The 20,380-nt window shown below is 63.2% G+C and carries 23 protein-coding genes; 11 read left to right on the forward strand and 12 right to left on the reverse strand.

The window, feature by feature from the left end; genetic code table 11:
* Window positions 1–18: 18 nt before the first annotated feature.
* On the reverse strand, window positions 19–909 hold the full coding sequence (locus NKI64_RS20640) for a LysR family transcriptional regulator (protein WP_023681383.1): 891 nt from the start codon (window positions 907–909) through the stop codon (window positions 19–21).
* Between the two features lie 96 nt (window positions 910–1,005).
* Between NKI64_RS20640 and NKI64_RS20645 the strand changes: the two genes are divergently transcribed.
* Window positions 1,006–2,001, forward strand: a complete 996-nt coding sequence (locus NKI64_RS20645; RefSeq protein ID WP_023681384.1) for an aldo/keto reductase — start codon at window positions 1,006–1,008, stop codon at window positions 1,999–2,001.
* A gap of 219 nt (window positions 2,002–2,220) precedes the next feature.
* On the opposite strand, the gene NKI64_RS20650 is transcribed toward NKI64_RS20645, so the two are convergent.
* The 8 genes from NKI64_RS20650 to infC form a co-directional block, all read right to left on the reverse strand.
* Window positions 2,221–2,823 (reverse strand): nucleotidyltransferase family protein, encoded by a 603-nt coding sequence (locus tag NKI64_RS20650; RefSeq protein ID WP_023681385.1) that lies wholly within the window; start codon window positions 2,821–2,823, stop codon window positions 2,221–2,223.
* A 162-nt stretch (window positions 2,824–2,985) separates the two neighbouring features.
* On the reverse strand, window positions 2,986–5,394 hold the full coding sequence (gene pheT / locus NKI64_RS20655) for a phenylalanine--tRNA ligase subunit beta (protein WP_023681386.1): 2,409 nt from the start codon (window positions 5,392–5,394) through the stop codon (window positions 2,986–2,988).
* 2 nt (window positions 5,395–5,396) lie between these two features.
* Complete coding sequence (locus NKI64_RS20660; protein ID WP_023681387.1) at window positions 5,397–5,843, reverse strand: GFA family protein; 447 nt, start codon at window positions 5,841–5,843, stop codon at window positions 5,397–5,399.
* Entirely contained in the window at window positions 5,840–6,892 is a 1,053-nt protein-coding gene (gene pheS / locus NKI64_RS20665; RefSeq protein WP_032891898.1) for a phenylalanine--tRNA ligase subunit alpha, read from the reverse strand. The genes NKI64_RS20660 and pheS overlap by 4 nt, the downstream gene beginning before the upstream one ends.
* 296 nt (window positions 6,893–7,188) lie before the next feature.
* Complete coding sequence (gene rplT / locus NKI64_RS20670) at window positions 7,189–7,590, reverse strand: 50S ribosomal protein L20 (RefSeq protein ID WP_023672281.1); 402 nt, start codon at window positions 7,588–7,590, stop codon at window positions 7,189–7,191.
* A 39-nt stretch (window positions 7,591–7,629) separates the two neighbouring features.
* Window positions 7,630–7,833, reverse strand: coding sequence for a 50S ribosomal protein L35 (gene rpmI / locus NKI64_RS20675; RefSeq protein WP_006201248.1), 204 nt, complete (start codon window positions 7,831–7,833; stop codon window positions 7,630–7,632).
* A 184-nt stretch (window positions 7,834–8,017) separates the two neighbouring features.
* Window positions 8,018–8,656, reverse strand: a complete 639-nt coding sequence (locus NKI64_RS20680; protein ID WP_023681388.1) for a methyltransferase family protein — start codon at window positions 8,654–8,656, stop codon at window positions 8,018–8,020.
* Window positions 8,657–8,788: 132 nt separating this feature from the next.
* On the reverse strand, window positions 8,789–9,325 hold the full coding sequence (infC, locus tag NKI64_RS20685) for a translation initiation factor IF-3 (protein WP_023744911.1): 537 nt from the start codon (window positions 9,323–9,325) through the stop codon (window positions 8,789–8,791).
* 247 nt (window positions 9,326–9,572) lie between these two features.
* On the opposite strand from infC, the gene NKI64_RS20690 reads away from it, so the two are divergent.
* From NKI64_RS20690 to NKI64_RS20705, 4 genes are all read left to right on the forward strand, one after another.
* Entirely contained in the window at window positions 9,573–10,343 is a 771-nt protein-coding gene (locus NKI64_RS20690; protein WP_023681389.1) for an alpha/beta hydrolase, read from the forward strand.
* 6 nt (window positions 10,344–10,349) lie between these two features.
* Window positions 10,350–11,492, forward strand: a complete 1,143-nt coding sequence (locus tag NKI64_RS20695; protein WP_023681390.1) for a benzoate/H(+) symporter BenE family transporter — start codon at window positions 10,350–10,352, stop codon at window positions 11,490–11,492.
* A 117-nt stretch (window positions 11,493–11,609) separates the two neighbouring features.
* A complete protein-coding gene (locus NKI64_RS20700; RefSeq protein ID WP_023672286.1) occupies window positions 11,610–12,095 on the forward strand; it encodes a DUF2852 domain-containing protein in 486 nt (161 codons plus the stop codon).
* 198 nt (window positions 12,096–12,293) lie between these two features.
* Window positions 12,294–13,052, forward strand: coding sequence for a M48 family metallopeptidase (locus NKI64_RS20705; protein WP_023681391.1), 759 nt, complete (start codon window positions 12,294–12,296; stop codon window positions 13,050–13,052).
* A gap of 18 nt (window positions 13,053–13,070) precedes the next feature.
* Here NKI64_RS20705 and NKI64_RS20710 read toward each other — a convergent pair whose 3' ends face one another.
* Complete coding sequence (locus NKI64_RS20710; protein WP_023672288.1) at window positions 13,071–13,289, reverse strand: hypothetical protein; 219 nt, start codon at window positions 13,287–13,289, stop codon at window positions 13,071–13,073.
* A 109-nt stretch (window positions 13,290–13,398) separates the two neighbouring features.
* Between NKI64_RS20710 and NKI64_RS20715 the strand changes: the two genes are divergently transcribed.
* The 6 genes from NKI64_RS20715 to NKI64_RS20740 all read left to right on the forward strand — a co-directional run bounded on the left by NKI64_RS20715 (window position 13,399) and on the right by NKI64_RS20740 (window position 19,103).
* Window positions 13,399–14,058 carry a phosphoribosylanthranilate isomerase gene (locus NKI64_RS20715; protein WP_023681392.1) on the forward strand — a complete coding sequence of 220 codons (660 nt, stop codon included), beginning with the start codon at window positions 13,399–13,401 and terminating at the stop codon, window positions 14,056–14,058.
* A gap of 90 nt (window positions 14,059–14,148) precedes the next feature.
* Complete coding sequence (trpB, locus tag NKI64_RS20720; protein WP_023681393.1) at window positions 14,149–15,399, forward strand: tryptophan synthase subunit beta; 1,251 nt, start codon at window positions 14,149–14,151, stop codon at window positions 15,397–15,399.
* A gap of 2 nt (window positions 15,400–15,401) precedes the next feature.
* Complete coding sequence (gene trpA, locus NKI64_RS20725) at window positions 15,402–16,241, forward strand: tryptophan synthase subunit alpha (RefSeq protein WP_023693067.1); 840 nt, start codon at window positions 15,402–15,404, stop codon at window positions 16,239–16,241.
* Window positions 16,242–16,342: 101 nt separating this feature from the next.
* Entirely contained in the window at window positions 16,343–17,269 is a 927-nt protein-coding gene (gene accD / locus NKI64_RS20730) for an acetyl-CoA carboxylase, carboxyltransferase subunit beta (RefSeq protein WP_023672292.1), read from the forward strand.
* Window positions 17,270–17,331: 62 nt separating this feature from the next.
* On the forward strand, window positions 17,332–18,657 hold the full coding sequence (locus NKI64_RS20735) for a bifunctional folylpolyglutamate synthase/dihydrofolate synthase (protein ID WP_023672293.1): 1,326 nt from the start codon (window positions 17,332–17,334) through the stop codon (window positions 18,655–18,657).
* Between the two features lie 26 nt (window positions 18,658–18,683).
* Window positions 18,684–19,103, forward strand: coding sequence for a VOC family protein (locus tag NKI64_RS20740; protein WP_023681395.1), 420 nt, complete (start codon window positions 18,684–18,686; stop codon window positions 19,101–19,103).
* A 438-nt stretch (window positions 19,104–19,541) separates the two neighbouring features.
* Here the strand turns inward: NKI64_RS20740 and NKI64_RS20745 are convergent, their stop codons facing one another.
* Window positions 19,542–19,823, reverse strand: coding sequence for a cupin domain-containing protein (locus tag NKI64_RS20745; RefSeq protein WP_023672296.1), 282 nt, complete (start codon window positions 19,821–19,823; stop codon window positions 19,542–19,544).
* Window positions 19,824–20,013: 190 nt separating this feature from the next.
* On the reverse strand, window positions 20,014–20,337 hold the full coding sequence (gene trxA, locus NKI64_RS20750; RefSeq protein ID WP_023672297.1) for a thioredoxin: 324 nt from the start codon (window positions 20,335–20,337) through the stop codon (window positions 20,014–20,016).
* Window positions 20,338–20,380 lie beyond the last annotated feature (43 nt).

Consider the following 20,380-nt stretch of genomic DNA (forward strand, 5'->3'; position numbering starts at 1 on the left):
CCCACAAGGGGGAGGTGGCTAAGCACCGACCTTGAAGAAATCCACAAACGCCCGCAGCGCCGGGCGCATCTGGCGGCGGCTGGGGTAGTAGACGAAGAAACCGTCGAAGGGCGGACACCAGTCTTCCAGCACGCGGATCAAGCGGCCGTCGGCGAGCGGCGCGCGCACATAATCGTCGAAGACGAAGGCGAGCCCTGCGCCGTCGACCGCTGCCTGGGCGATCAGATGGTCTTCGTCGAGGATCAGCGGCCCTTGCGCCGCGATCTCGATCTCTTCGCCATCCTTCTCGAATTCCCAGCGGTAAAGAATGCCGCTGGAAAAACGGAAGCGGATGCAGCGGTGGTCGGCAAGATCGCGCGGATGGCGGGGTCTTGGCATGGTCGCGAAATAGGATGGCGCGCCGACCGCGGCGCCGCGAAGGTCCGGTCCGATGCGCACCGCGATCATGTCGCGCTGCAGGCTCTCACCGAGCCGCACGCCGGCATCGAAGCCGCCTTCGACGACGTCGGTGAAGCGATCCTCGATGACGATTTCCAGCACGATGTCGGGATAGGCCGCGGCAAAGCCGCCGAGCCTGGGCGTCAATGCCAGGTGGGCCGCGGTGCGCGGCACGGTCAGCCGCAGGTTCCCGGCCGGCCGGTCGCGCGCCTCGATCGCCGTTTCCAGCGCCAGATCGATCTCGGACAGCGCCGGCCGCAGCCGTTCGAGCAGCTGCGCGCCCTCCTCCGTTGGTGCCACGCTGCGGGTGCTGCGCGCCAAAAGCCGCACGCCGAGCCGCGCCTCCAGGCTGGACACGGCATGGCTAACTGCCGAGGGCGCGATGGCCAGTTCGCGCGCCGCGCCGCGAAAACTACCGCATTGGGCGACTGTTGCCAGTACAGCGAGTTGAGAAAGATGCGCTCGGTTCATTGCTCTATTTTATAGAACAGCCCGTGCGAATGACAGCCAATTATCGAACGTAAAGCCAGGCGCTATCTCTGTTTCATCGCAACAAGGAGATGCGCCATGAAAACCCGCAAACTTGGTACTGAGCTCGAAGTCTTCCCCGTCGGCCTCGGCTGCATGGGCATGAGCTTCGCATATGGCGGTCAGGCAGAGGTTGACGCAATCGCCACGCTGCGCCGCGCTGTCGAGATCGGCGTGACGTTTTTCGACACCGCCGAAGTCTATGGTCCCTTTGAGAACGAGATCCTTCTCGGCAAGGCGTTGAAGCCGGTGCGCGACAGGGTGACGATCGCCACCAAATTCGGCTTCAAGATTTCCGAGGAAGGCTCAGGCCTCGAACGCATGGTCGGCGTCGACAGCCGCCCGGAGCACGTCAAGGCGGTGGCGGAAGCCTCGCTGAAGCGGCTCGATACCGATGTTATCGACCTCTACTACCAGCACCGCGTCGATCCCGACGTGCCGATAGAGGACACGGTCGGTGCCATGGCCGAGCTGGTGCGCGATGGCAAGGTGCGGGCGCTGGGCCTGTCGGAGGTCAGTGCCGCCACCATCCGCCGGGCGCACGCCGTGCATCCGATCGCTGCCGTGCAGAGTGAGTACTCGCTTTGGAGCCGCGACCCCGAAGACGAAGTGTTCGATGTCTGCCGCGAACTCGGCATCGGCTTCGTCCCCTACAGCCCGCTCGGTCGCGGCCTGCTCACCGGCACCATCGCCAAGCCCGAGGCCCTCAGCGACGACGATTGGCGCCGCACCTTGCCGCGTTTCCAGGCCGACGCCATGGCGGCAAACGCCAAGGTCGTTGCGACGCTGGAAAAGCTGGCGGTGGAAAAAGGCGTCACATCGGCGCAGCTGGCGCTGGCTTGGGTGCTGCACCAGGGCGACTTCATCGTGCCGATCCCCGGCGCAAGAAAGATACGCCATCTCGAGCAGAACACGGCGGCGGTCGGGATCGAGCTGAGCGCGGCCGAGGTGGCGGCGATTGGCGACGCGCTGTCGCCGGATAAGGTGGTTGGCAAGCGCTATACGGAGGAACTGTTGGCGCTGGTGAATGGGTGAACAAGCGGGGGAGCTTGGCGCCCTGAGAAGTCAGCGCGCGGCACCCCCCTCTGTCCTGCCGGACATCTCCCCCGCAAGGGGGGAGATCGGCTGTCGTCGCTGTTTTCGCCAATCACCAACGTTGCAGAAAGTGCGCCAACGATGAAGCTGCCAATCTCCCTCCTTGCGGGGGAGATGGCCGGCAGGCCAGAGGGGGGTGCCTCGCGCCGCCATTTCGTATCACCAAGGCACCACCGTAATCTCCGGCCAGCACGCCTTCGCCCTCGCCCCCTTCGCCTCATGCGTGCGCCTGTTATCCATCAGCCGGTTGGGCGTGATGCGAAACGCGAAGAGGTCATCCAGCCCGAACGGCGCCACGATCTCAAGCTGCTCGTCGGCATCGTATCGCACCCCGACCGCATGCGTCTTCGAGGCGAAATAGCTCACCGACTCGCTGGAGCTCGTATAGCGCGGGCAGGGCTGGCCGAATTTCTGCGGATACCACAGATGCACCCGTGCCTGGTTGCGCACCTCGGCCGGCAGAGCCAGCCCCTCGAAATGCTGCGCCGCCCGGCGGATGACCGCGTCCTCGGCCTCGTAGGACAGGTCGCTGTCATCGAAGTAGAAGAGATCGACATCCTTGATGCCGTAGCCCGGCGGCTTGCCGGTCAGATGGTTCCAGATGCTGTTGTAGAGCGCGCCGGACACCACCAGCCAGTCCGGCAACGCCAGCGTGCGGGCCCGCTCCAGCGCGTCGCTGACGAGCGCATCCGCCAACACCATTGCGAGAAACGCTTCGCGCTGGGCTTCGAACGGCAGACCGGAATAGCGCAGATGGTCCATCGCCCTTTGGAGAGCGATTCGCAACTGCCGGCAATCCTCAGAAGCAATTCCAGGAAAAAGTGTGTAGCGGTTTTCCTGGGAAAGCGCGCCGCGCTTTCCCTAAGACGCGCTTTCCCTAAGAATTGCGTGAAGGCGAAATATGTAGGGCGGGCGTTAGCCGCTCTACGTTCTCAGCATGCCGCCCGTTTGCTTGCCGACATTGTCGACGATGCGCTTGGCCAGCGCCTCGAAATCCTCGTCGGTGAGCGTCTTTTCAACCGGCTGGATAGACACTTCGATGGCAATCGACTTCTTGGCGGCCCCGAGAGATGCCCCCTCGAACACGTCGAACACCGAAACGCCGGTGACCAGCTTCTTGTCGGCAGCGAGCGCCGCGCGCACCAGCGTACCGGCCTCGACCGCCTTGTCGACGACGAAAGCAAAGTCGCGCTTCACCGCATGGAAGGCGGACAGCTCGAGCTTCGGCTTGGTTTTCGTCGGCTTGGCCTTCGGTTCCGGCACGGCGTCGATATAGACCTCGAAACCGCAGATCGGTCCGGAAACGTCCAACCCCTCCAGCGTCTTGGGGTGGAATTCGCCGAACGTGCCGAGCACGGTCTTCGGGCCGAGCTTGATCGTGCCGGAGCGGCCGGGATGGTACCAGGCCGGACCGCCTGGCTCGATCTGCAGCCTGTCGACCGGGGCGCCGCAGGCTTCCAGCGCTGCAATCGCGTCGGCCTTGGCGTCGAATACGCCGACCGGACCGGAATTGCCGGCCCAACTGCGGCCGGAGCCGTCGAGCTTGGCGGTGCCGCGGCGCACACCGGCCGCAACGCGCCGCTGCTGGTCGGGGCCGTCGCCCTCATAGGTACCGGAGACCTCGAACAGCGCGACATCGCCGATGCCCTTGTCGGCATTGCGCTGCGCGGCGACGATCAGGCCGGGCAACAGCGAGGGCCGCATATCGGACATGTCGGCTGCAATCGGATTGGCGAGCTTCAGCGCCGTCTGGCCGCCGCCGAACAGTTCGGCGTGTTTGGCCGGGATGAACGACCAGGTGAGAACCTCCAGCATGCCCCGCACGGCGAGCGAGCGCTTAGCAATGCGGGTGCGCACCTGCAGCGTCGTCAGGATCTTGGAATTGACCGCTTCATGAGCGCCGAGCGGCTGCGGCGCGATGTTGTCGACGCCGTGAATGCGCATGACTTCCTCGACCAGGTCGGCTTTGCCATCGACATCGGGCCGCCAGGACGGCACCGCCACATCGACGATGTCGTCCGAGCCCTGCGGCTCGAAGCCGAGGCGCGAAAGGATGTCGAGGCTTTCCGCCTTTGGCACTTCGGTGCCGGTCAGCCGCTTTACTTCCGAGATCGGGAAGGAAACGATCTTAGGCTTGTAGCCGGCATAGCCAACGACCTCGGTTTCCGTCGGCTCGCCGCCGCAGAACTCCAGCACAAGCTTTGTCGCCAGCTCGACGCCGGGCACCATGAATTCTGGGTCGACGCCACGCTCGAAACGGTAACGGGCATCGGTGATGATGCCGAGCGTACGGCCAGTGCGGGCCGTGGTGATCGGATCCCAAAGAGCGGATTCGATCAGCACGTCCGTGGTGTTCTCGTCGCAGCCGGAATGCTCGCCGCCCATGACACCGGCGATCGATTCGACGCCATTGTCGTCGGCGATCACGCACATCTGCGGCGTCAGCGTGTATTCGCGCCCGTCAAGCGCCAGCACCTTCTCGTCGTCGCGTGCGCGGCGCACGACGAGATTGCCGGCGACCTTCTTGGCATCGAACACATGCAGCGGCCGGCCACGGTCGAAGGTGACGTAGTTGGTGATGTCGACCAGCGCGCTGATCGGGCGCAAGCCGATGGCGATCAGCCTTTGCTGCAGCCATTTCGGCGACGGCCCGTTCTTCACGCCTTTCACCAGGCGCAGCGCGAAACCGGGGCAGAGCTCCGGCGCCTCGATGGTCACCTTGACCGGCGTTTCACCTTTGCCAGGGACCGCTTCGACCGGCGCGGTCTTGAGCCGGCCAAGCCCGCTTGCCGCCAGGTCCCGGGCGACGCCGTAAATGCTGGTCGCATCCGGCCGGTTCGGCGTCAGATTGATCTCGATCACCGGATCGTCGAGATGCGCGTAAGCCGCGAAGCTGGTGCCGACAGGCGCATCGGCCGGCAGGTCGATAATGCCATTGTGCTCATCCGACAGCTCCAGCTCGCGCTCGGAACACATCATGCCATGGCTCTCGACGCCGCGGATCTTGCCGACGGTCAGCGTCACGTCGATACCGGGCACATAGGCGCCGGGCGCGGCGAAGGCGCCGATCAGGCCGGCGCGGGCATTCGGCGCACCGCACACCACCTGGACAGGGGCTGCGCCATTGCCGGTGTCGACGGTCAGCACCCGCAGCCGGTCGGCGTCGGGATGCTGCACCGCCGTCAGCACCTTGGCGATGACGAACGGCTTCAGGCCGGCCTTGTCGTCGACATGCTCGACTTCGAGGCCGATCGAGGTCAGCCTCTCGACGATCTCGTCGAGCGTGGCGTCGGTGTCGAGATGATCCTTGAGCCAGGAAAGGGTGAGTTTCATCACTATGTTCCGTTTTGTCTGTACCCGCCCGGACCTTGTCCATCGGGTCTGGGCACGCTTGTCTTCAAATGGCGCGGCAAGTCGTCGGGCATATGCACGAAGGGCAGCTGCTCGCGCACATAGGCATGGTGCGTCGGCCGGAAATAAGCCGGCATGTCCATGGCGCCCAGCATGAAATAGATGTGGTCTTCCAGCCGCTCGTCGACATAGGCGATAGGCGAGCCGCAAATGCCGCAGAACGAGCGTGTAACCGGGCCGTTCTCGTACATCTTCAGTGCCTTGCCGGTGAAAGCCACCTGCTCGGTAAGGAAGCCGACAAAGGCCGACACCGGCGCGCCGCTGGCGCGCCGGCAATCGCCGCAATGGCAATAGCTGACATGGTGCGGTTCGACCGAGGCCTCGAACCGTACCGCGCCGCAGCGGCAGCCACCGGCGTGCGGCGCCGTCATGCGGAAAGACCTCCGAACAGCGTCGGCATGTCGAGCGGCCGGAAACCGTAATGCGACAGCCAGCGGACATCGGCGTCGAAGAAGGCGCGCAGGTCCGGCATGCCGTATTTCAGCATGGCGATGCGGTCGATTCCCATGCCCCAGGCAAAGCCCTGATATTCGTCGGGATCGAGCCCGCCGGCGCGCAGCACATTGGGGTGGACCATGCCGCAGCCGAGGATCTCCATCCAGTCGGAGCCTTCGCCGAAGCGCACTTCGCCGGGCCGCGAGCGGTCGCATTGGATGTCGACCTCGAGGCTTGGCTCGGTGAACGGGAAGAACGACGGCCGGAAGCGCATCTTGACCTGCGGCACCTCGAAGAAAGCCTTGCAGAATTCTTCCAGCACCCACTTCATGTTGGCGACATTGGCCGATTTGTCGATCACCAGCCCCTCGACCTGATGGAACATCGGCGAGTGGGTAGCGTCGGAATCCTGCCGGTAGGTCTTGCCGGGAATGACGATGCGGATCGGCGGCTTCTGCTTCTCCATGGTGCGGATCTGTACCGGCGAGGTGTGCGTGCGCAACAGCTTGCGCTCGCCCTTTTCGTCCGGCTGGAAAAAGAAGGTATCGTGCATCTCGCGCGCCGGATGCCCTTCGGGGAAATTCAGCGCGGTGAAATTGTAATAGTCGCTCTCGACATCGGGACCTTCTGCGATGGCAAAGCCGAGATCGCCGAAGATCGCCGCGATCTCGTCGATGACCTGGCTGATCGGATGGATGCGGCCGCGCTCGGCCGGCGATTGCCGCACCGGCAGCGTCACGTCGACCGTCTCGGCGGCAAGGCGCGCCGTGACCGCCACATCCTTCAGCTCGGCCTTGCGTGTCGTCAGCGCTTCGGTGACGCGGTTCTTCAGGCCGTTGATCGCGGGGCCCTTGACCTGGCGCTCCTCGGCGCTCATCGCGCCCAGTGTCTTCAGCAATTCCGAGATCGACCCCTTTTTGCCGAGAGCCGCGACGCGCACGGCTTCGATAGCAGCCTCATCGGCGGCCGACGCGACGTCGGCCATCAGGGAGTTTTCGAGAGTATCCAAGCCGGTAGCTATGTCGTTCACGGTCAAACTCGCTGTGTTGGGAGTCAACTTTGAGGTGAAAGTCACTTTCAAGTTGAAAGTTCAGCCATAAGAAAAACCCGCGCCAGCCGTGCCAGCGCGGGTTCCCCAATCAGAATTGCGAATGCTGGGAAGCGCTGGGCTCGGAGGCCGATCCCGAAAAGTTGCAGACTTTTCGGAAAGATCGCGCTCCTCGCTAAATTTCCCTGAGCATGATGTTGTCCAAAAAGTCAGCAACTTTTTGGCATCATGCTCTAGGCGACAGCGCTTTCAAAAGCATTCGGGGTGGTGTTCTTCAGATATTCGAGCGCGACCTTGGCCTTGGCCACGAGTGCGGCGAACGCCTGCGGTTCATGGATGGCCATGTCGGACAGGATCTTGCGATCGATCTCGATACCGGACTTGTTGAGGCCGTCGATGAAGCGGCCATAGGTCAGGCCATGCTCGTGCGTCGCGGCGTTGATGCGCTGGATCCACAGCGCGCGGAACGAGCGCTTGCGGTTCTTGCGGTCGCGATACGCATACTGCATCGACTTTTCGACCGCCTGCTTGGCGATGCGAATGGTGTTCTTGCGGCGGCCGTAGAAGCCTTTCGCGGCTTTCAGGACCTTCTTGTGCTTGGCGTGCGAGGTGACGCCTCTTTTTACGCGTGCCATGTCATGATCTCCTTAAACGCTGTTCCTGAAACCGAATGCTCAGAGGCCGTTCGGCAGAAAATTCTTGATGACCTTCTTGCCATCCGGTTCAGCCAGAACCATCGTGCCGCGGGCATTTCGAATGAACTTGTTGGAACGCTTGATCATGCCGTGACGCTTGCCGGCCGCAGCCGACAGGACTTTACCCGTACCTGTGATCTTGAACCGCTTCTTGGCGGCCGATTTGGTCTTCATCTTGGGCATTTTGCTACTCCGTATTGGTGGCGCACAATCGCGCTTCTTGTTCGCTTCGGGCGGACCAAAAGCCCGAAAAGCAAATGAAACCGCCACGGCATGCCCTGCCGGGCGGTTTTCTTGGAACGGCGGTCCTATACGTCAAAGCGGGCTGGCGCGCAACACCCGAGCGGCTGCGACGCTCTCTCCGCGATCAGGGCAGCCTAAACAGCACCGGCAGAATGCCCGATTGCTGGGCACCATCGATGGTCTCGAACACCGGCAACGCCACCAGAAACACCAGCCCGTCGAGCAAGGTGGTCAGCAAGAGGCGCGGCTTGAAGCTGCCGGTGTCGCCTTCCTGGTAGAGCGACAGCTGGGGGAAGAAACGCGGCACCCGCGCCAGATAGGCTGTGTAGGGCGCGCCGAGAACCTCCTTGAGATACCGTTCCTCGCGCAGGATGACGATGTGGAAGGCGCCGGCGCACAAAAGCGCAAACAGGACGATGCCGGAGAACGAGCCGATCTGCGCCCCGACGCCGGCGGCGGCAACGGTCGAGAACACGTAGAGAGGATTGCGGGTGATCGAATAGGGTCCGCCGGTGACCACTTCGGAGGATTTGCGCCCCCCGATATAGAGTGTCGACCACAAGCGGCCGACGACGCCAAGGAAGATCAGCAGCACGCCGACCATCTCGATCGTTTCATGCACCGGGGTATCGGGCGGGAAGGTCGACTGGCCGAACAGCAGTGCCGCAAACAGCACCACCACCAGCACCGCAAGCACCATCCGGCGCATGTGCTGGTAGCCGCCCAGCTCCTTGATGGGCGCAGGGTTGATTTCATTGGCCATGTCGGGAATCCGATCGTCGAGAAGCTTTGCCGGCGATCGCGGCGTCTGGACAGGAGAATCGGCGTCCCGCCGATCGCCGGGACGCCATGAGACAGGATTCAGGCGGATTTAGAGCGCAACGCCCGAACTGATCTAGCGCGGGGCCAGCACCATCATCATCTGGCGGCCTTCCAGCTTCGGCTCGGCTTCGACCTTGGCGATGGTAGCCGTCTCCTCGCGCACCTTGTTCAGGAGCTGCATGCCGAGTTCCATATGCGCCATCTCGCGGCCGCGGAAGCGCAGCGTCAGCTTGACCTTGTCACCTTCCTCGAAGAAGCGCCGCACGGCCTTCATCTTGGTTTCGTAGTCATGGCTGTCGATGTTCGGGCGCATCTTGATCTCCTTGATCTCGATGACCTTCTGGTTCTTGCGCGCCTCGGCCGCCTTCTTCTGGTTGGCGTATTTCAATTTGCCGAGATCGAGAATTTTGACGACAGGCGGCACCGCATTGGGCGAGATCTCGACCAGATCGAGCCCTGCCTCTTCGGCGAGCAGCAATGCGTCGTTGATGGAAATATCGCCGCGGTTCTGGCCATCGGCGTCGATCAGTTGGACCCGGGGAACCCGGATATCACGGTTGGAGCGCGGGCCATCTTTGGTGGGCGCCGCTGCTTTGAAAGGTCTGCGAATGGTCGTGGTCTCCTTGGCCGTTTCGTTCAGGGTTTCAATCTAGAAATGTTCAGGACGCGCCAATGTGGTGAGCGCGCGGGCGGAGTCAATAGCACAGCGCTGACAGAAAATCACCCTGATCGCAGGCCTGCACCAAACAAAGGATGTCGCGAGCACTTTCCGCCTCGCCTGTGCCTGTGTCAAAAGACCGGCGAGTAAAATCAGGCTCCCGCAATCAGGCCCCCAGAACCAGGATTGATCCACAGCCATGACCGCGACCACCCCAACCCTGCTGGATGTCGACGGCATTGATATCGCGGTTCGCCATTCCTCGGGCGCAACGCCCGGCATCGTCTGGCTCGGCGGCTATAAATCCGACATGCTGGGCACGAAGGCGCAGACGTTGTCGGATTGGGCGGCAAGGGAAGGCCGCGCGTATCTGCGCCACGATTATTCCGGCCATGGCGAATCCGGCGGCGCCTTTGCCGACGGCACCATTTCGAAATGGCTTGGCGAGAGCCTCGCCGTCTTCCGGCGTTTCACCGAGGGCAAGCAAATCCTGGTCGGCTCGTCGATGGGCGCCTGGATCGCGCTGCGCATGGTGCAGGAACTGCGCAAGGCGGGCGACAGCAATGTGGTTGGCCTGGTGCTGCTCGCGCCGGCGCCGGATTTCACCGCCGAGCTGGTCGAGCCGGCTCTGACGGAGGAACAGAGGCGCGACCTCCGGGAGAAAGGCTTTTTCGAAGAACCTTCGGACTATTCCGCCGAGCCTTACATCTACACAAGCGCGCTGATCGAGGACGGCAGGGCGAACCGGGTCATGACCGGGCCGATCGATACCCATTGCCCCGTCCACATCCTGCAGGGCCTGGCCGATGCCGATGTGCCGGCAAGCCATGCGCTGAAGCTGGTCTCGCTGCTGCCGGCCGACGACGTCACCTTGTCGCTCATTCCCGACGGCGACCACCGCCTGTCGCGGCCGCAGGATCTCGACATGCTGCTGAGGGCGGTGGGCGACATGGTTCAGCGGGCGGGGTAGGCGAGAATGCGCATTTCCATCCCGATATCCGCCTTTGTCGCGGCAATCGTCGGCTTCGGCGGCACGCTGGCCGTCGTCATTGCCGCCGCCAAGGCGGTTGGCGCCACGCAAGCCGAAACCGCGAGCTGGGTGACGGCAGTGTGCGTGGCGATGGCGATCGAATGCTTGTGGCTGTCCTGGCGCACGAAAATACCCATCATCACCGCCTGGTCGACACCGGGCCTGGCGCTGATGGCGGCATCGAGCGGGTTTACCATGGCCGATGCGGTCGGCGCCTTCATCGTCACCGGCCTAATGTTGATCGCCACCGGCCTGTTCAAGCCGCTGACCCAGCTGATATCAAGGATACCGGCGTCAGTCGCGTCCGGCATGCTGGCGGGCATCGTCGTCACCTTCGCGCTCAATGCCGTCAAGACCATTCCGGTCGACCCCTGGTTGATCCTGCCGCTGATCGCGGCCTTCTTCGTCATTCGCCTGTTCAACCCGGCGCTGTCGGTGCTGGCGGTGCTGATCGGCGGCGGCATCGCCGCCTTCCTGACAGGCCGCGTCGGCGGACTGCCGGCACCGGAACTGTCGACGCTGACGCTGATTGCTCCGCATTTCAGCGCCGCAGCTGTCATCGGCCTGGCGCTGCCGCTCTACCTCGTCACCATGGCGTCGCAGAACCTGTCGGGTCTCGCCGTCTTGCGCGCCGCCGGCTATCACCCCGAACCCGGCCCGCTGATCGGCGTCACCGGCCTGTTCTCGCTGCTGTCGGCGCCGTTTGGCGGCTCGACCACCAATCTGGCCGCGATCTCTGCGGCGATCTGCACCGGGCCGGACGTCCATCCCGACCCGGCCGAGCGCTGGAAGACCGGACCCTTCTATGCACTTGCCTATCTGATCTTCGCGGTTTTCGGCGCCTCGCTGGTGGCGATCTTCGCAGTGCTGCCGCAAAGCCTGATCGTGCTGGTGGCCGGCCTGGCGTTGATGGGGTCGCTGGCCAACGCGCTGGCGATCGCGCTCAAGGACGAGGACCAGCGCATGGCGGCTACTGTCACCTTCGTTGTCACCGCGTCGGGGCTGACTTTGTTCGGCGTTGGCGCCGCCTTCTGGGGCTTGGTCGCCGGCCTGGTCGTGCTTTTCCTCGAAGCGGTCAAAAAGCGATAATCAATTCAGGACCTTGTCCGGTTTTGGCGGACGTTGTCTTGAATCGCCGTTTTTCTCATCCCATTTCGAATCCACGCAGCCGCTCTTGGCTGTCTCCAACCGAAGGAATGGGAGAAAATGAACACATCCGCATTGATCCGCCCGGCCTGGACGCCGGCGACCATCGCGCTGATGGTGATCGGCTTCATGGTGTTCTGGCCGCTTGGCTTCGCCATGCTCGCCTACATCATCTGGGGCGACCGGCTCGACGGCTTCAAGCGCGACGTCAACCGGGCCACCGACGGCATCTTCGCCGGCTGCCGTCGCGGTTCCGACAAGGCCGCGCGCTGGGGCCACGGTTCGGCCCGCACCGGCAATGTCGCTTTCGACGACTGGCGCGAGAAGGAACTCGAACGCCTCGCCGAAGAGCGTCGCAAGCTCGATGAGATGCTGAGCGAGTTCGACGAGTACGCCCGCGAATTGCGCCGCGCCAAGGACCAGGACGAGTTCGACCGCTTCATGGCCAACCGCAACAAGTCGACAGCGCCTGCGAAGACAGGCTCGGCCGAAACGGCCAAGCCCGCGACGCCCAAGCGCAAGGGCCCGAACCTGCTTGACGACTGAGGCTGCGCGCATGACCCCGAAAATCGAAACCGATTTTCGGAAAGGTTCATGCGCCGAATTAGAGTGCTACAGCGTCCTTTGCGCGTCAGAGACGCGCGGCGCTCTAAGACAGGCCTTGGCATGATGGACGGCGTCGCGCGAGCGGCGCCGTTTCTTTTTTGTTCTGGTCGTTTTCCTCGAATCGCGTATCGTTCAGCCATGTCCTTCGGCTTTTTCCGCAACCTGACCAAACCAAAACCCTCGCCTGTCGAAGAGCGAGAGCACGTCGTTGCCGGCCGCACACTGCCGCTCAGGATCGTCGAGAGCGCCCGCGCACGGCGGCTGACGCTGCGCATCGATTCGGGCGGCCAGGGGCTGCGCATCACCGTGCCGCCGGGCCTGCGCCGCGGCGAGGTGGAGAAATTCCTTCACCGCCATCAGGGCTGGCTGGAGCAGCGTCTGGCCAAGGTACCGACACGGCCGCAAGTGCGCCCCGGCATCAAGATCCCGATACGCGGCGTCGCGCATCGCATCGTCCACGAACCGTCGAAACGCGGCACCGTCACCGTGTCGCGCGACGAGCGCGGTCCGCTGCTGATCGTCCATGGCGAGCGCATACATTTGCCGCGCCGCATCGCCGATTTCCTCAGGCGCGAGGCCAAGAAGGACATCGAGAAGCTGGTGGTCAAGCATACCGAGGCCATCGGCAAGCGCGCCAAGGCTATCCGCTTCAAGGACACGTCGAGCCGCTGGGGCTCCTGCACTTCCGACGGCAATTTGTCCTTCTCATGGCGCATCATGATGGCGCCGACGCCGGTGATAAACTACTTGGTCGCGCATGAGGTGGCGCATCTCAAGGAGATGAACCACGGCCCGAAATTCTGGAAACTGTGCGAGCAGCTCTGCCCCGACACCGACCGCTGCAAGGACTGGCTGAAGCGGAATGGTGGGGCATTGCAGGCGATTGTGTTCGATTAGCCTTCGCCGGCGGCGCGCTCAATCATCATTGGCCGCATTAAGCTCTTCAGGCCGCAGCCCTTCGTCGCCATGGCGCGGCCATGGCAGGAAATTCTGCTCGAACGCATCGCTGCCGAAATAATCCAGGACCCGGTGCGCTTCCGCCCCGTCGAAGGCGGCCTTTTGCATCAGATGGGCGATGACGTCGCGCGCTTGCGCGATCTTCTGCCTGAGTTCGGCTATGCTCTGGTCGGCCATTCGTCTGCTCCGCCTTGCTTCTCCCATCAATAGGTAGCGCCTTTGGCGTTGCCGGCAAACAGCATGCTTTTTCTCGACTCTTGGCCGGTTTCGTGCCAAGCCCCGCGCCATGGCGCTCGATATCAAGATCTGTGGATTGAAGACCGATGAGGCAATGGCCGCGGCCCTGGCCGGCGGCGCCAGCCATGTCGGCTTCATCTTCTTTGCTAAAAGCCCGCGCTATGTCGAGCCTGCGGCAGCCGGCCGCCTGCGCGAGGCGGCAATCGGCAAGGCCAGGGCGGTCGCCGTGACGGTCGATGCCGATGACGCGTTCCTGGATGAGATCGTCGCAAAGATGCGCCCCGACATGCTGCAGTTGCACGGCACGGAGACGCCCGAGCGGGTGGCCGAGGTGAAAGCTCGCTACGGCCTGCCTGTCATGAAGGTGTTCTCCGTCAGTGAGGTAGCCGATCTCGAGCGGCTAAAGCCGTTCATCGGCGTTGCCGATCGCTTCATGTTCGATGCCAAGCCACCAAAGGGCTCGCAACTTCCGGGCGGCAATGGCGTCGCCTTTGACTGGCGCATCCTGGCCGGCCTTGACGCCGGGCTCGATTACATGCTTTCCGGTGGGCTCAACGCCGCCAATATCGGCGACGCCCTGATATCAGCCAATCCGCCCGCGATAGACATTTCGTCGGGGGTGGAAAGCGGCCCGGGCGTCAAGGATCCGGCGCTGATCGAGCAGTTCTTCCGGGCCGTCAGGGCCGCGCGCGACGACCGCGCTGCCTGAGGCACTTCTTTCGAACCCGAGCATCTTCCGGAGAAGTGGGAACCGGTTTTCCGATAAGACATGCTCAGAACCAAGACCAGGAGATCGGCGATGAACAAGCCGGCGACACCCAATTCCTTCCGCACGGGACCCGACGAACAGGGCATGTTCGGCATCTTCGGGGGCCGCTTCGTGGCCGAGACGCTGATGCCGCTGATCCTCGACCTCGAACGGCACTGGAACGAGGTCAAGAACGATCCGGACTTCAAGGCCGAACTGACCGACCTGTCGACCCATTATGCCGGTCGGCCATCAAAGCTGTATTTCGCCGAAGGGCTCACAAAACACCTTCGTGAGGTTTCCTCGGCGAAGGGCCTCGGGGGCGGCGCCAAAGTCTACTTCAAGCGCGAGGATTTGAACCACACCGGTTCGCACAAGATCAACAACTGCCTCGGCCAGATCCTGCTGGCCAAGCGCATGGGCAAGAAGCGCATCATCGCCGAGACGGGCGCTGGTCAGCACGGCGTTGCCGCGGCCACGGTCGCGGCGCGCTTCGGCTTTCCCTGCGTCGTTTATATGGGCGCCACCGATGTCGCCCGCCAAAGCCCCAACGTCTTCCGCATGAAGCTGCTCGGCGCCGAAGTGCGGCCGGTGACCGCCGGTCACGGCACGCTGAAGGACGCCATGAACGAAGCGTTGCGCGACTGGGTCACCAATGTCGAGGACACTTATTACCTGATCGGCACTGCCGCCGGCCCGCATCCCTATCCGGAGCTGGTGCGCGACTTCCAGTCGGTGATCGGCATCGAGGCGCGCGCCCAGATCCTCGAACAGGAAGGCCGGCTACCCGACACCATCATCGCGGCTGTCGGCGGCGGCTCGAACGCCATCGGCCTGTTCCATCCGTTCCTGGATGACAAAGAAGTCCGCATCATCGGCATCGAAGCCGGCGGCCGCGGCCTTGACGGCATCGAGCATTGCGCCTCGATGAATGCCGGCGCGCCCGGCGTGCTGCACGGCAACCGCACCTATCTCTTGCAGAACGCCGACGGCCAGATCCTCGACGGCCATTCGATCTCAGCCGGCCTCGACTATCCCGGCGTCGGCCCCGAACATTCCTGGCTGCGCGATTCCGGCCGCGTCGAATATGTGCCGATCCTCGACGACGAGGCGCTGGAAGCCTTCAAGCTGACGACGCGCGTCGAAGGCATCATCCCGGCGCTGGAATCCGCCCACGCCATCGCGCATGCGGTGAAGATCGTGCCTGATATGGACAAGGACCAGATCGTCATCGTCAACCTGTCGGGACGCGGCGACAAGGATGTGCACACAGTGGCCTCGATGCTGGGCATGGAGATCTGATCATGGTGACCCGCATCGACCGCCGCATGGCAAAACTGAAAGCCGAGGGCCGCCCGGCGCTCGTCACCTATTTCATGAGCGGCGACCCCGACTATGACACCGCTTTGTCGATCATGAAGGCGCTGCCCAAGGCCGGCGCCGACATCATTGAAATGGGCATGCCGTTTTCCGATCCGATGGCCGATGGACCGGCGATCCAGGCCGCTGGCCTGCGGGCGCTGAAAGGTGGCCAGACCCTGGTCAAGACGCTGAAGACGGCGGCTGATTTCCGCGCCACCGACAATGAAACGCCGATCGTGCTGATGGGCTACTACAACCCGATCTACATCTACGGTGTCGATCGCTTCCTCAAGGACGCCATCGCCAGCGGCATTGACGGGCTGATCGTCGTCGACCTGCCACCGGAGATGGACGAAGAACTCTGCATTCCGGCGCTGAAGGCCGGCATCAACTTCATCCGCTTGGCAACGCCGACCACCGACGACAAGCGCCTGCCCAAGGTGCTGCAGAATACGTCGGGCTTCGTCTATTACGTGTCGATGACCGGCATCACCGGCTCGGCTTTGGCCGACACCGGCAAGGTTGCCGCCGCGGTCAAGCGCATCAAGGGCCACACCAATCTGCCGGTCTGCGTCGGCTTCGGCGTCAAGACCGCCGAGCAGGCGCGCATTATCGGCGCCAATGCCGATGGCGTCGTCGTCGGCACCGCGATCGTCAACGCGGTCGCCAATGTGTTGGGACCGAAGGGCGAGAAGACCGCCGACCCGGCCGAGGCCGTCGCCACCCTGGTCAGCGGACTGTCTCAGGGCGTGCGTTCGGCCCGCCTTGCTGCTGCCGAATAGTTTCCCTACTTAGGCCTTGTGCAAGTCGTTATCCCAAAACCGGTTCCCACTTTTGGGCGACATGCACGAGCCAACTCTTCGTCAGGACAGGAGCCGAAGCGATGAACTGGATCACCAATTACGTTCGCCCGAGGATCAATTCGATGCTCGGTCGGCGCACCGACATGCCCGAGAATCTCTGGATCAAGGATCCCGAGACCGGCGAGATGGTGTTTCACAAGGACCTGGAATCCAACCAGTTCGTCATCCCGTCATCGGGCCATCACATGAAGATTTCGGCCAAGGAACGGCTGAAATTCTTCCTCGACGACGGCAAATACGAGCAGCTTGAGAACCCCAAGGTCATGCAGGACCCGCTCAAGTTCCGCGACGAGAAGCGCTACACGGACCGGCTGAAGGACGCCAAGGCCAAGACCGGCCTGGAAGACGCCATCATCAACGCGCTGGGCACGGTCAAAGGCCTGCCGGTTGTGGTGACGGTGCAGGATTTCGCCTTCATGGGCGGCTCGCTCGGCATGGCCGCGGGTGACGCCATTGTGCACGGTTTCGAGGTCGCCTTGCAGCGCAAGCGGCCGCTGATCCTGTTTGCCGCCTCCGGTGGCGCGCGCATGCAGGAAGGCATTCTGTCCCTGATGCAGTTACCGCGCACCACGATCGGCGTCGACCGGCTGAAGGAAGCCGGCCTGCCATACATCGTCGTCTTGACCAACCCGACCACCGGCGGCGTTACCGCCTCCTACGCCATGCTGGGAGACGTCCACATTGCCGAGCCCGGCGCGCTGATCGGCTTTGCCGGCCCGCGCGTCATCGAGCAGACCATCCGGGAGAAACTGCCGGACGGTTTCCAGCGCTCCGAATATCTGATGGAGCACGGCATGGTCGATATGGTGGTGTCGCGGCTGGAACTGCGCGAGACGATTTCACGGCTGTTGAAAATCCTGCTCAAACTGCCGCAGGAGCAAAAGCCGCTGGAGCCGGAAATCCTGCCGCCGTCGGTCATCCCGACGGAAGCCCGCCCGCAAGCCTGACGCGACATTTCTGGCCGCAAACCGCGATTGCGTGCACCTGCGCGCATGCGTAGGATTCGCTCATGACAACGCTTGCCGCAGATCGTGAAATCGAAGCCCTGATGGCGCTGCATCCGAAAGGCTTCGACCTTTCGCTCGACCGCATCACAAGGCTGCTCGAACGCCTCGGCAATCCGCAGGAGCGGCTGCCGCCGGTCATCCATATCGCCGGCACCAACGGTAAGGGCTCGTGCGCGGCCTTTTCGCGCGCGCTGCTCGAAGCCGGCGGCCACCTTGTCCATGTCCACACTTCGCCGCATCTGGTGAACTGGGCCGAGCGCTACCGGCTGGCGGCCGAGGGCGGCGGCCGGCTGGTCGACGACGAGACCTTCGCCGAGGCCATCGCCCGCGTCGCCCGGGCCAATGCCGGCCAGAAGATCACCGTCTTCGAAATCCTAACCGCCGTCACCTTCATCCTGTTTTCCGAGCATCCGGCTGCCGCCGCCATCATCGAGGTCGGCCTTGGCGGCCGCTTCGACGCCACCAATGTCGTTGCCCGGCCGGCGGTGTCGGTGATCATGCCGGTGTCGATGGATCACGAAGCCTATCTCGGCGACCGGGTCGAACTGATCGCCGCCGAAAAGGCCGGCATCATGAAGCGCGGCTGCCCGGTGGTCATCGGCGCGCAGGAGAGCGAGACGGCGCTGCAAGTGCTGATCGAAACCGCCGAGCGGCTGGATTGCCCGACCTTCGTCTACGGCCAGGATTTTCTCGCCTTCGAGGAAAACGGCCGCATGGTCTATCAGGATGAGGACGGGCTGATGGACCTGCCGCCACCGCGCCTGCCCGGGCGCCACCAGTTCGCCAATGCGGCGGCAGCGATTGCCGCCGTCAAGGCCACCGGTTTCGAAATCAGTCATCGCGCCACTGAGAAGGCGATGGCGAGCGTCGCATGGCCGGGCCGCATGCAGAAACTGGTACAGGGCCGGCTGATGGAGCTGGCGCCCAAGGGCGCCGACATCTGGCTCGACGGCGGCCACAATCCGGGCGCCGGCATGGTCATTGCCGAGGCGCTGGCCGAGCAGGAGGAAAAGAACCCGCGGCCGCTGTTTCTGATCTCCGGCATGATCAACACCAAGGACCAGAGCGGCTACTTCCACGCCTTCAAGGGCCTGGCTCGGCACGTCTACACCGTGCCGGTGAGCATGAGCGATGCCGGCGTGCCGAATGACGAGCTGGCGGTGCGGGCGACCGAAGCCGGCCTCACGGCCGAACCGGTCAGTTCCGTCGCCAGTGCGCTGATGCTGCTGCGCGACACCTGGGACGGGCCGGCGCCACGCATCCTGATCGGGGGGTCGTTATATCTCGCCGGCGCGGTGCTGGCCGAAAACGGCACGCCGCCAACCTGAAGCCATTTCACTGCGAGGAGCCCATCATGATCAAGGTCAAGCAACTCGCCCATGTCTGCATCTTCGCGCATGATCTGGAGGCGACGCGAAGCTTCTACCGCGACGTGCTTGGCCTCGACACCCAGTTCAATTTCCTGCGCGACGACAAGGTCTTCGGCTTCTACCTCAATTGCGGCGGCCGCAGCCATGTCGAGGTGTTCCAGAAGGACGGCACTGCATACAGCGAGCAGAACCAGATCAACCATTTCTGCCTGGAAGTCGAAGATCTCGACGCGGCGATCGCCCATATCAAATCGAAGGGCATCGACGTCACCGCCAAGAAGCACGCCTGCGACGACACTTTTCAGGCCTGGATCCGCGACCCCAACGGCGTGAAGATCGAGCTGTTCGAATACACCGCAAAAAGCGCGCAATTTACCGGAGGCGACCGCATCGCCGACTGGTAGTATTTTGGCCCGGGGAATCTATCGGGCGGTTGCCCCTCGGGCAGAAGCCCCGATATGCTTGGCCAAGCATGGAGGCAAGCTCGAATGGTTGTGAAGTGTCTTGTTACCGTCGACAACGACCCGCCGGAGGAGCTGATATTTGAATATGCTCCGCGGGTCGGCGATCATGTGATGTTACCGGGAGCCATCGAGCCACCGCACCCAATTGTTCGAGTGGCCCACAGACCGACGCGCCCCAATGATGCATCCGGCCAGCCCAGTGTCGCGTATTTCGTAAGCCGAGAGACGTTTCTCTATCGTGTGTATACGGGCGCTATAGAGGGATATGGGCAGGTCCTGAAGCCCGCGACCGGACGGAAGCCCGGCAAGCCTAGGCAGGCCAAAAAAACCGTGGCTCAAACTAAATAGACATCGGCGGCCGCGGCACCAGTCTGAGGCCTATTTCAGCTCGATCTCGATGAAGGCGTATTCGCCGTCATTGGCGCTGATGACGTCGTGCTCGACGCCTTCCTTGCGGAAGTAGGGCGCGCCCTTCTTCATTTCAGCAAAACTCTCGCCGTCCTTGGTCACCAGCTTCACCTTGCCGTCCATCAGCGGCACCACGACGTAGTCATGGCGATGCCGGTGCCAGCCGGTGTTGTCGCCGGGCTGGAAGCGGTATTCGGTGACGATGACGCGCTCATTGTCGATGAAGACGGTGGCCTTGGCGGATCCGGTCATTCTGTTTCTCCCTGTCCTGCCTCAAGCAGATGACATGGAGTGCGCCGATGCGAGGGCCAGAGGCGGCCGGGCGATGACGCCAAAGAAAAAGCCCGGCGCGAGGGCCGGGCTTCGATCTCGGGAACTAATGCAGGTCGCCCAAAAGTGGTCCCGGTTTTGGGAGGACGACATGCATCAAAACAAAGCCAGATCAGGCGAGGCTGCCATTGATCCAGTGCGACAGCGCGGTCTTCGGCGCGGCGCCGACCTTCATGTCGGCGACTTCGCCGCCCTTGAAGATCATCAGCGTCGGGATCGAGCGCACGCCGAATTGGGCGGCAAGCTCGGGGTTCTCGTCGATGTTCAGCTTGGCGATCTTGATCTTGTCGCCGAGTTCGTTGGCGATCTCTTCCAGCGACGGACCGATCATCTTGCAGGGGCCGCACCATTCGGCCCAGAAATCCACGACGACGGGCTGCGAGGCGTTGAGCACATCGGCCTGGAAATTGCTCTTGTCGACCTTGACGGTGGCCATACGAAAATCCTTTCGAAATTTATCTCGCACCAAATGTGGTGGT

The organism is Mesorhizobium sp. M0478, from assembly GCF_040321305.1.
GTDB lineage: Bacteria > Pseudomonadota > Alphaproteobacteria > Rhizobiales > Rhizobiaceae > Mesorhizobium.

Bases quoted from the DNA above. Each gene is read 5' to 3' on its own strand.
- NKI64_RS20640 (WP_023681383.1), bottom strand. From the start codon at position 909: ATGAACCGAGCGCATCTTTCTCAACTCGCTGTACTGGCAACAGTCGCC.
- NKI64_RS20645 (WP_023681384.1), top strand. From the start codon at position 1,006: ATGAAAACCCGCAAACTTGGTACTGAGCTCGAAGTCTTCCCCGTCGGC.
- NKI64_RS20650 (WP_023681385.1), bottom strand. From the start codon at position 2,823: ATGGACCATCTGCGCTATTCCGGTCTGCCGTTCGAAGCCCAGCGCGAA.
- pheT (WP_023681386.1), bottom strand. From the start codon at position 5,394: ATGAAACTCACCCTTTCCTGGCTCAAGGATCATCTCGACACCGACGCC.
- NKI64_RS20660 (WP_023681387.1), bottom strand. From the start codon at position 5,843: ATGACGGCGCCGCACGCCGGTGGCTGCCGCTGCGGCGCGGTACGGTTC.
- pheS (WP_032891898.1), bottom strand. From the start codon at position 6,892: ATGGCCGACGTCGCGTCGGCCGCCGATGAGGCTGCTATCGAAGCCGTG.
- rplT (WP_023672281.1), bottom strand. From the start codon at position 7,590: ATGGCACGCGTAAAAAGAGGCGTCACCTCGCACGCCAAGCACAAGAAG.
- rpmI (WP_006201248.1), bottom strand. From the start codon at position 7,833: ATGCCCAAGATGAAGACCAAATCGGCCGCCAAGAAGCGGTTCAAGATC.
- NKI64_RS20680 (WP_023681388.1), bottom strand. From the start codon at position 8,656: ATGGCCAATGAAATCAACCCTGCGCCCATCAAGGAGCTGGGCGGCTAC.
- NKI64_RS20690 (WP_023681389.1), top strand. From the start codon at position 9,573: ATGACCGCGACCACCCCAACCCTGCTGGATGTCGACGGCATTGATATC.
- NKI64_RS20695 (WP_023681390.1), top strand. From the start codon at position 10,350: ATGCGCATTTCCATCCCGATATCCGCCTTTGTCGCGGCAATCGTCGGC.
- NKI64_RS20700 (WP_023672286.1), top strand. From the start codon at position 11,610: ATGAACACATCCGCATTGATCCGCCCGGCCTGGACGCCGGCGACCATC.
- NKI64_RS20705 (WP_023681391.1), top strand. From the start codon at position 12,294: ATGTCCTTCGGCTTTTTCCGCAACCTGACCAAACCAAAACCCTCGCCT.
- NKI64_RS20710 (WP_023672288.1), bottom strand. From the start codon at position 13,289: ATGGCCGACCAGAGCATAGCCGAACTCAGGCAGAAGATCGCGCAAGCG.
- NKI64_RS20715 (WP_023681392.1), top strand. From the start codon at position 13,399: ATGGCGCTCGATATCAAGATCTGTGGATTGAAGACCGATGAGGCAATG.
- trpB (WP_023681393.1), top strand. From the start codon at position 14,149: ATGAACAAGCCGGCGACACCCAATTCCTTCCGCACGGGACCCGACGAA.
- trpA (WP_023693067.1), top strand. From the start codon at position 15,402: ATGGTGACCCGCATCGACCGCCGCATGGCAAAACTGAAAGCCGAGGGC.
- accD (WP_023672292.1), top strand. From the start codon at position 16,343: ATGAACTGGATCACCAATTACGTTCGCCCGAGGATCAATTCGATGCTC.
- NKI64_RS20735 (WP_023672293.1), top strand. From the start codon at position 17,332: ATGACAACGCTTGCCGCAGATCGTGAAATCGAAGCCCTGATGGCGCTG.
- NKI64_RS20740 (WP_023681395.1), top strand. From the start codon at position 18,684: ATGATCAAGGTCAAGCAACTCGCCCATGTCTGCATCTTCGCGCATGAT.
- NKI64_RS20745 (WP_023672296.1), bottom strand. From the start codon at position 19,823: ATGACCGGATCCGCCAAGGCCACCGTCTTCATCGACAATGAGCGCGTC.
- trxA (WP_023672297.1), bottom strand. From the start codon at position 20,337: ATGGCCACCGTCAAGGTCGACAAGAGCAATTTCCAGGCCGATGTGCTC.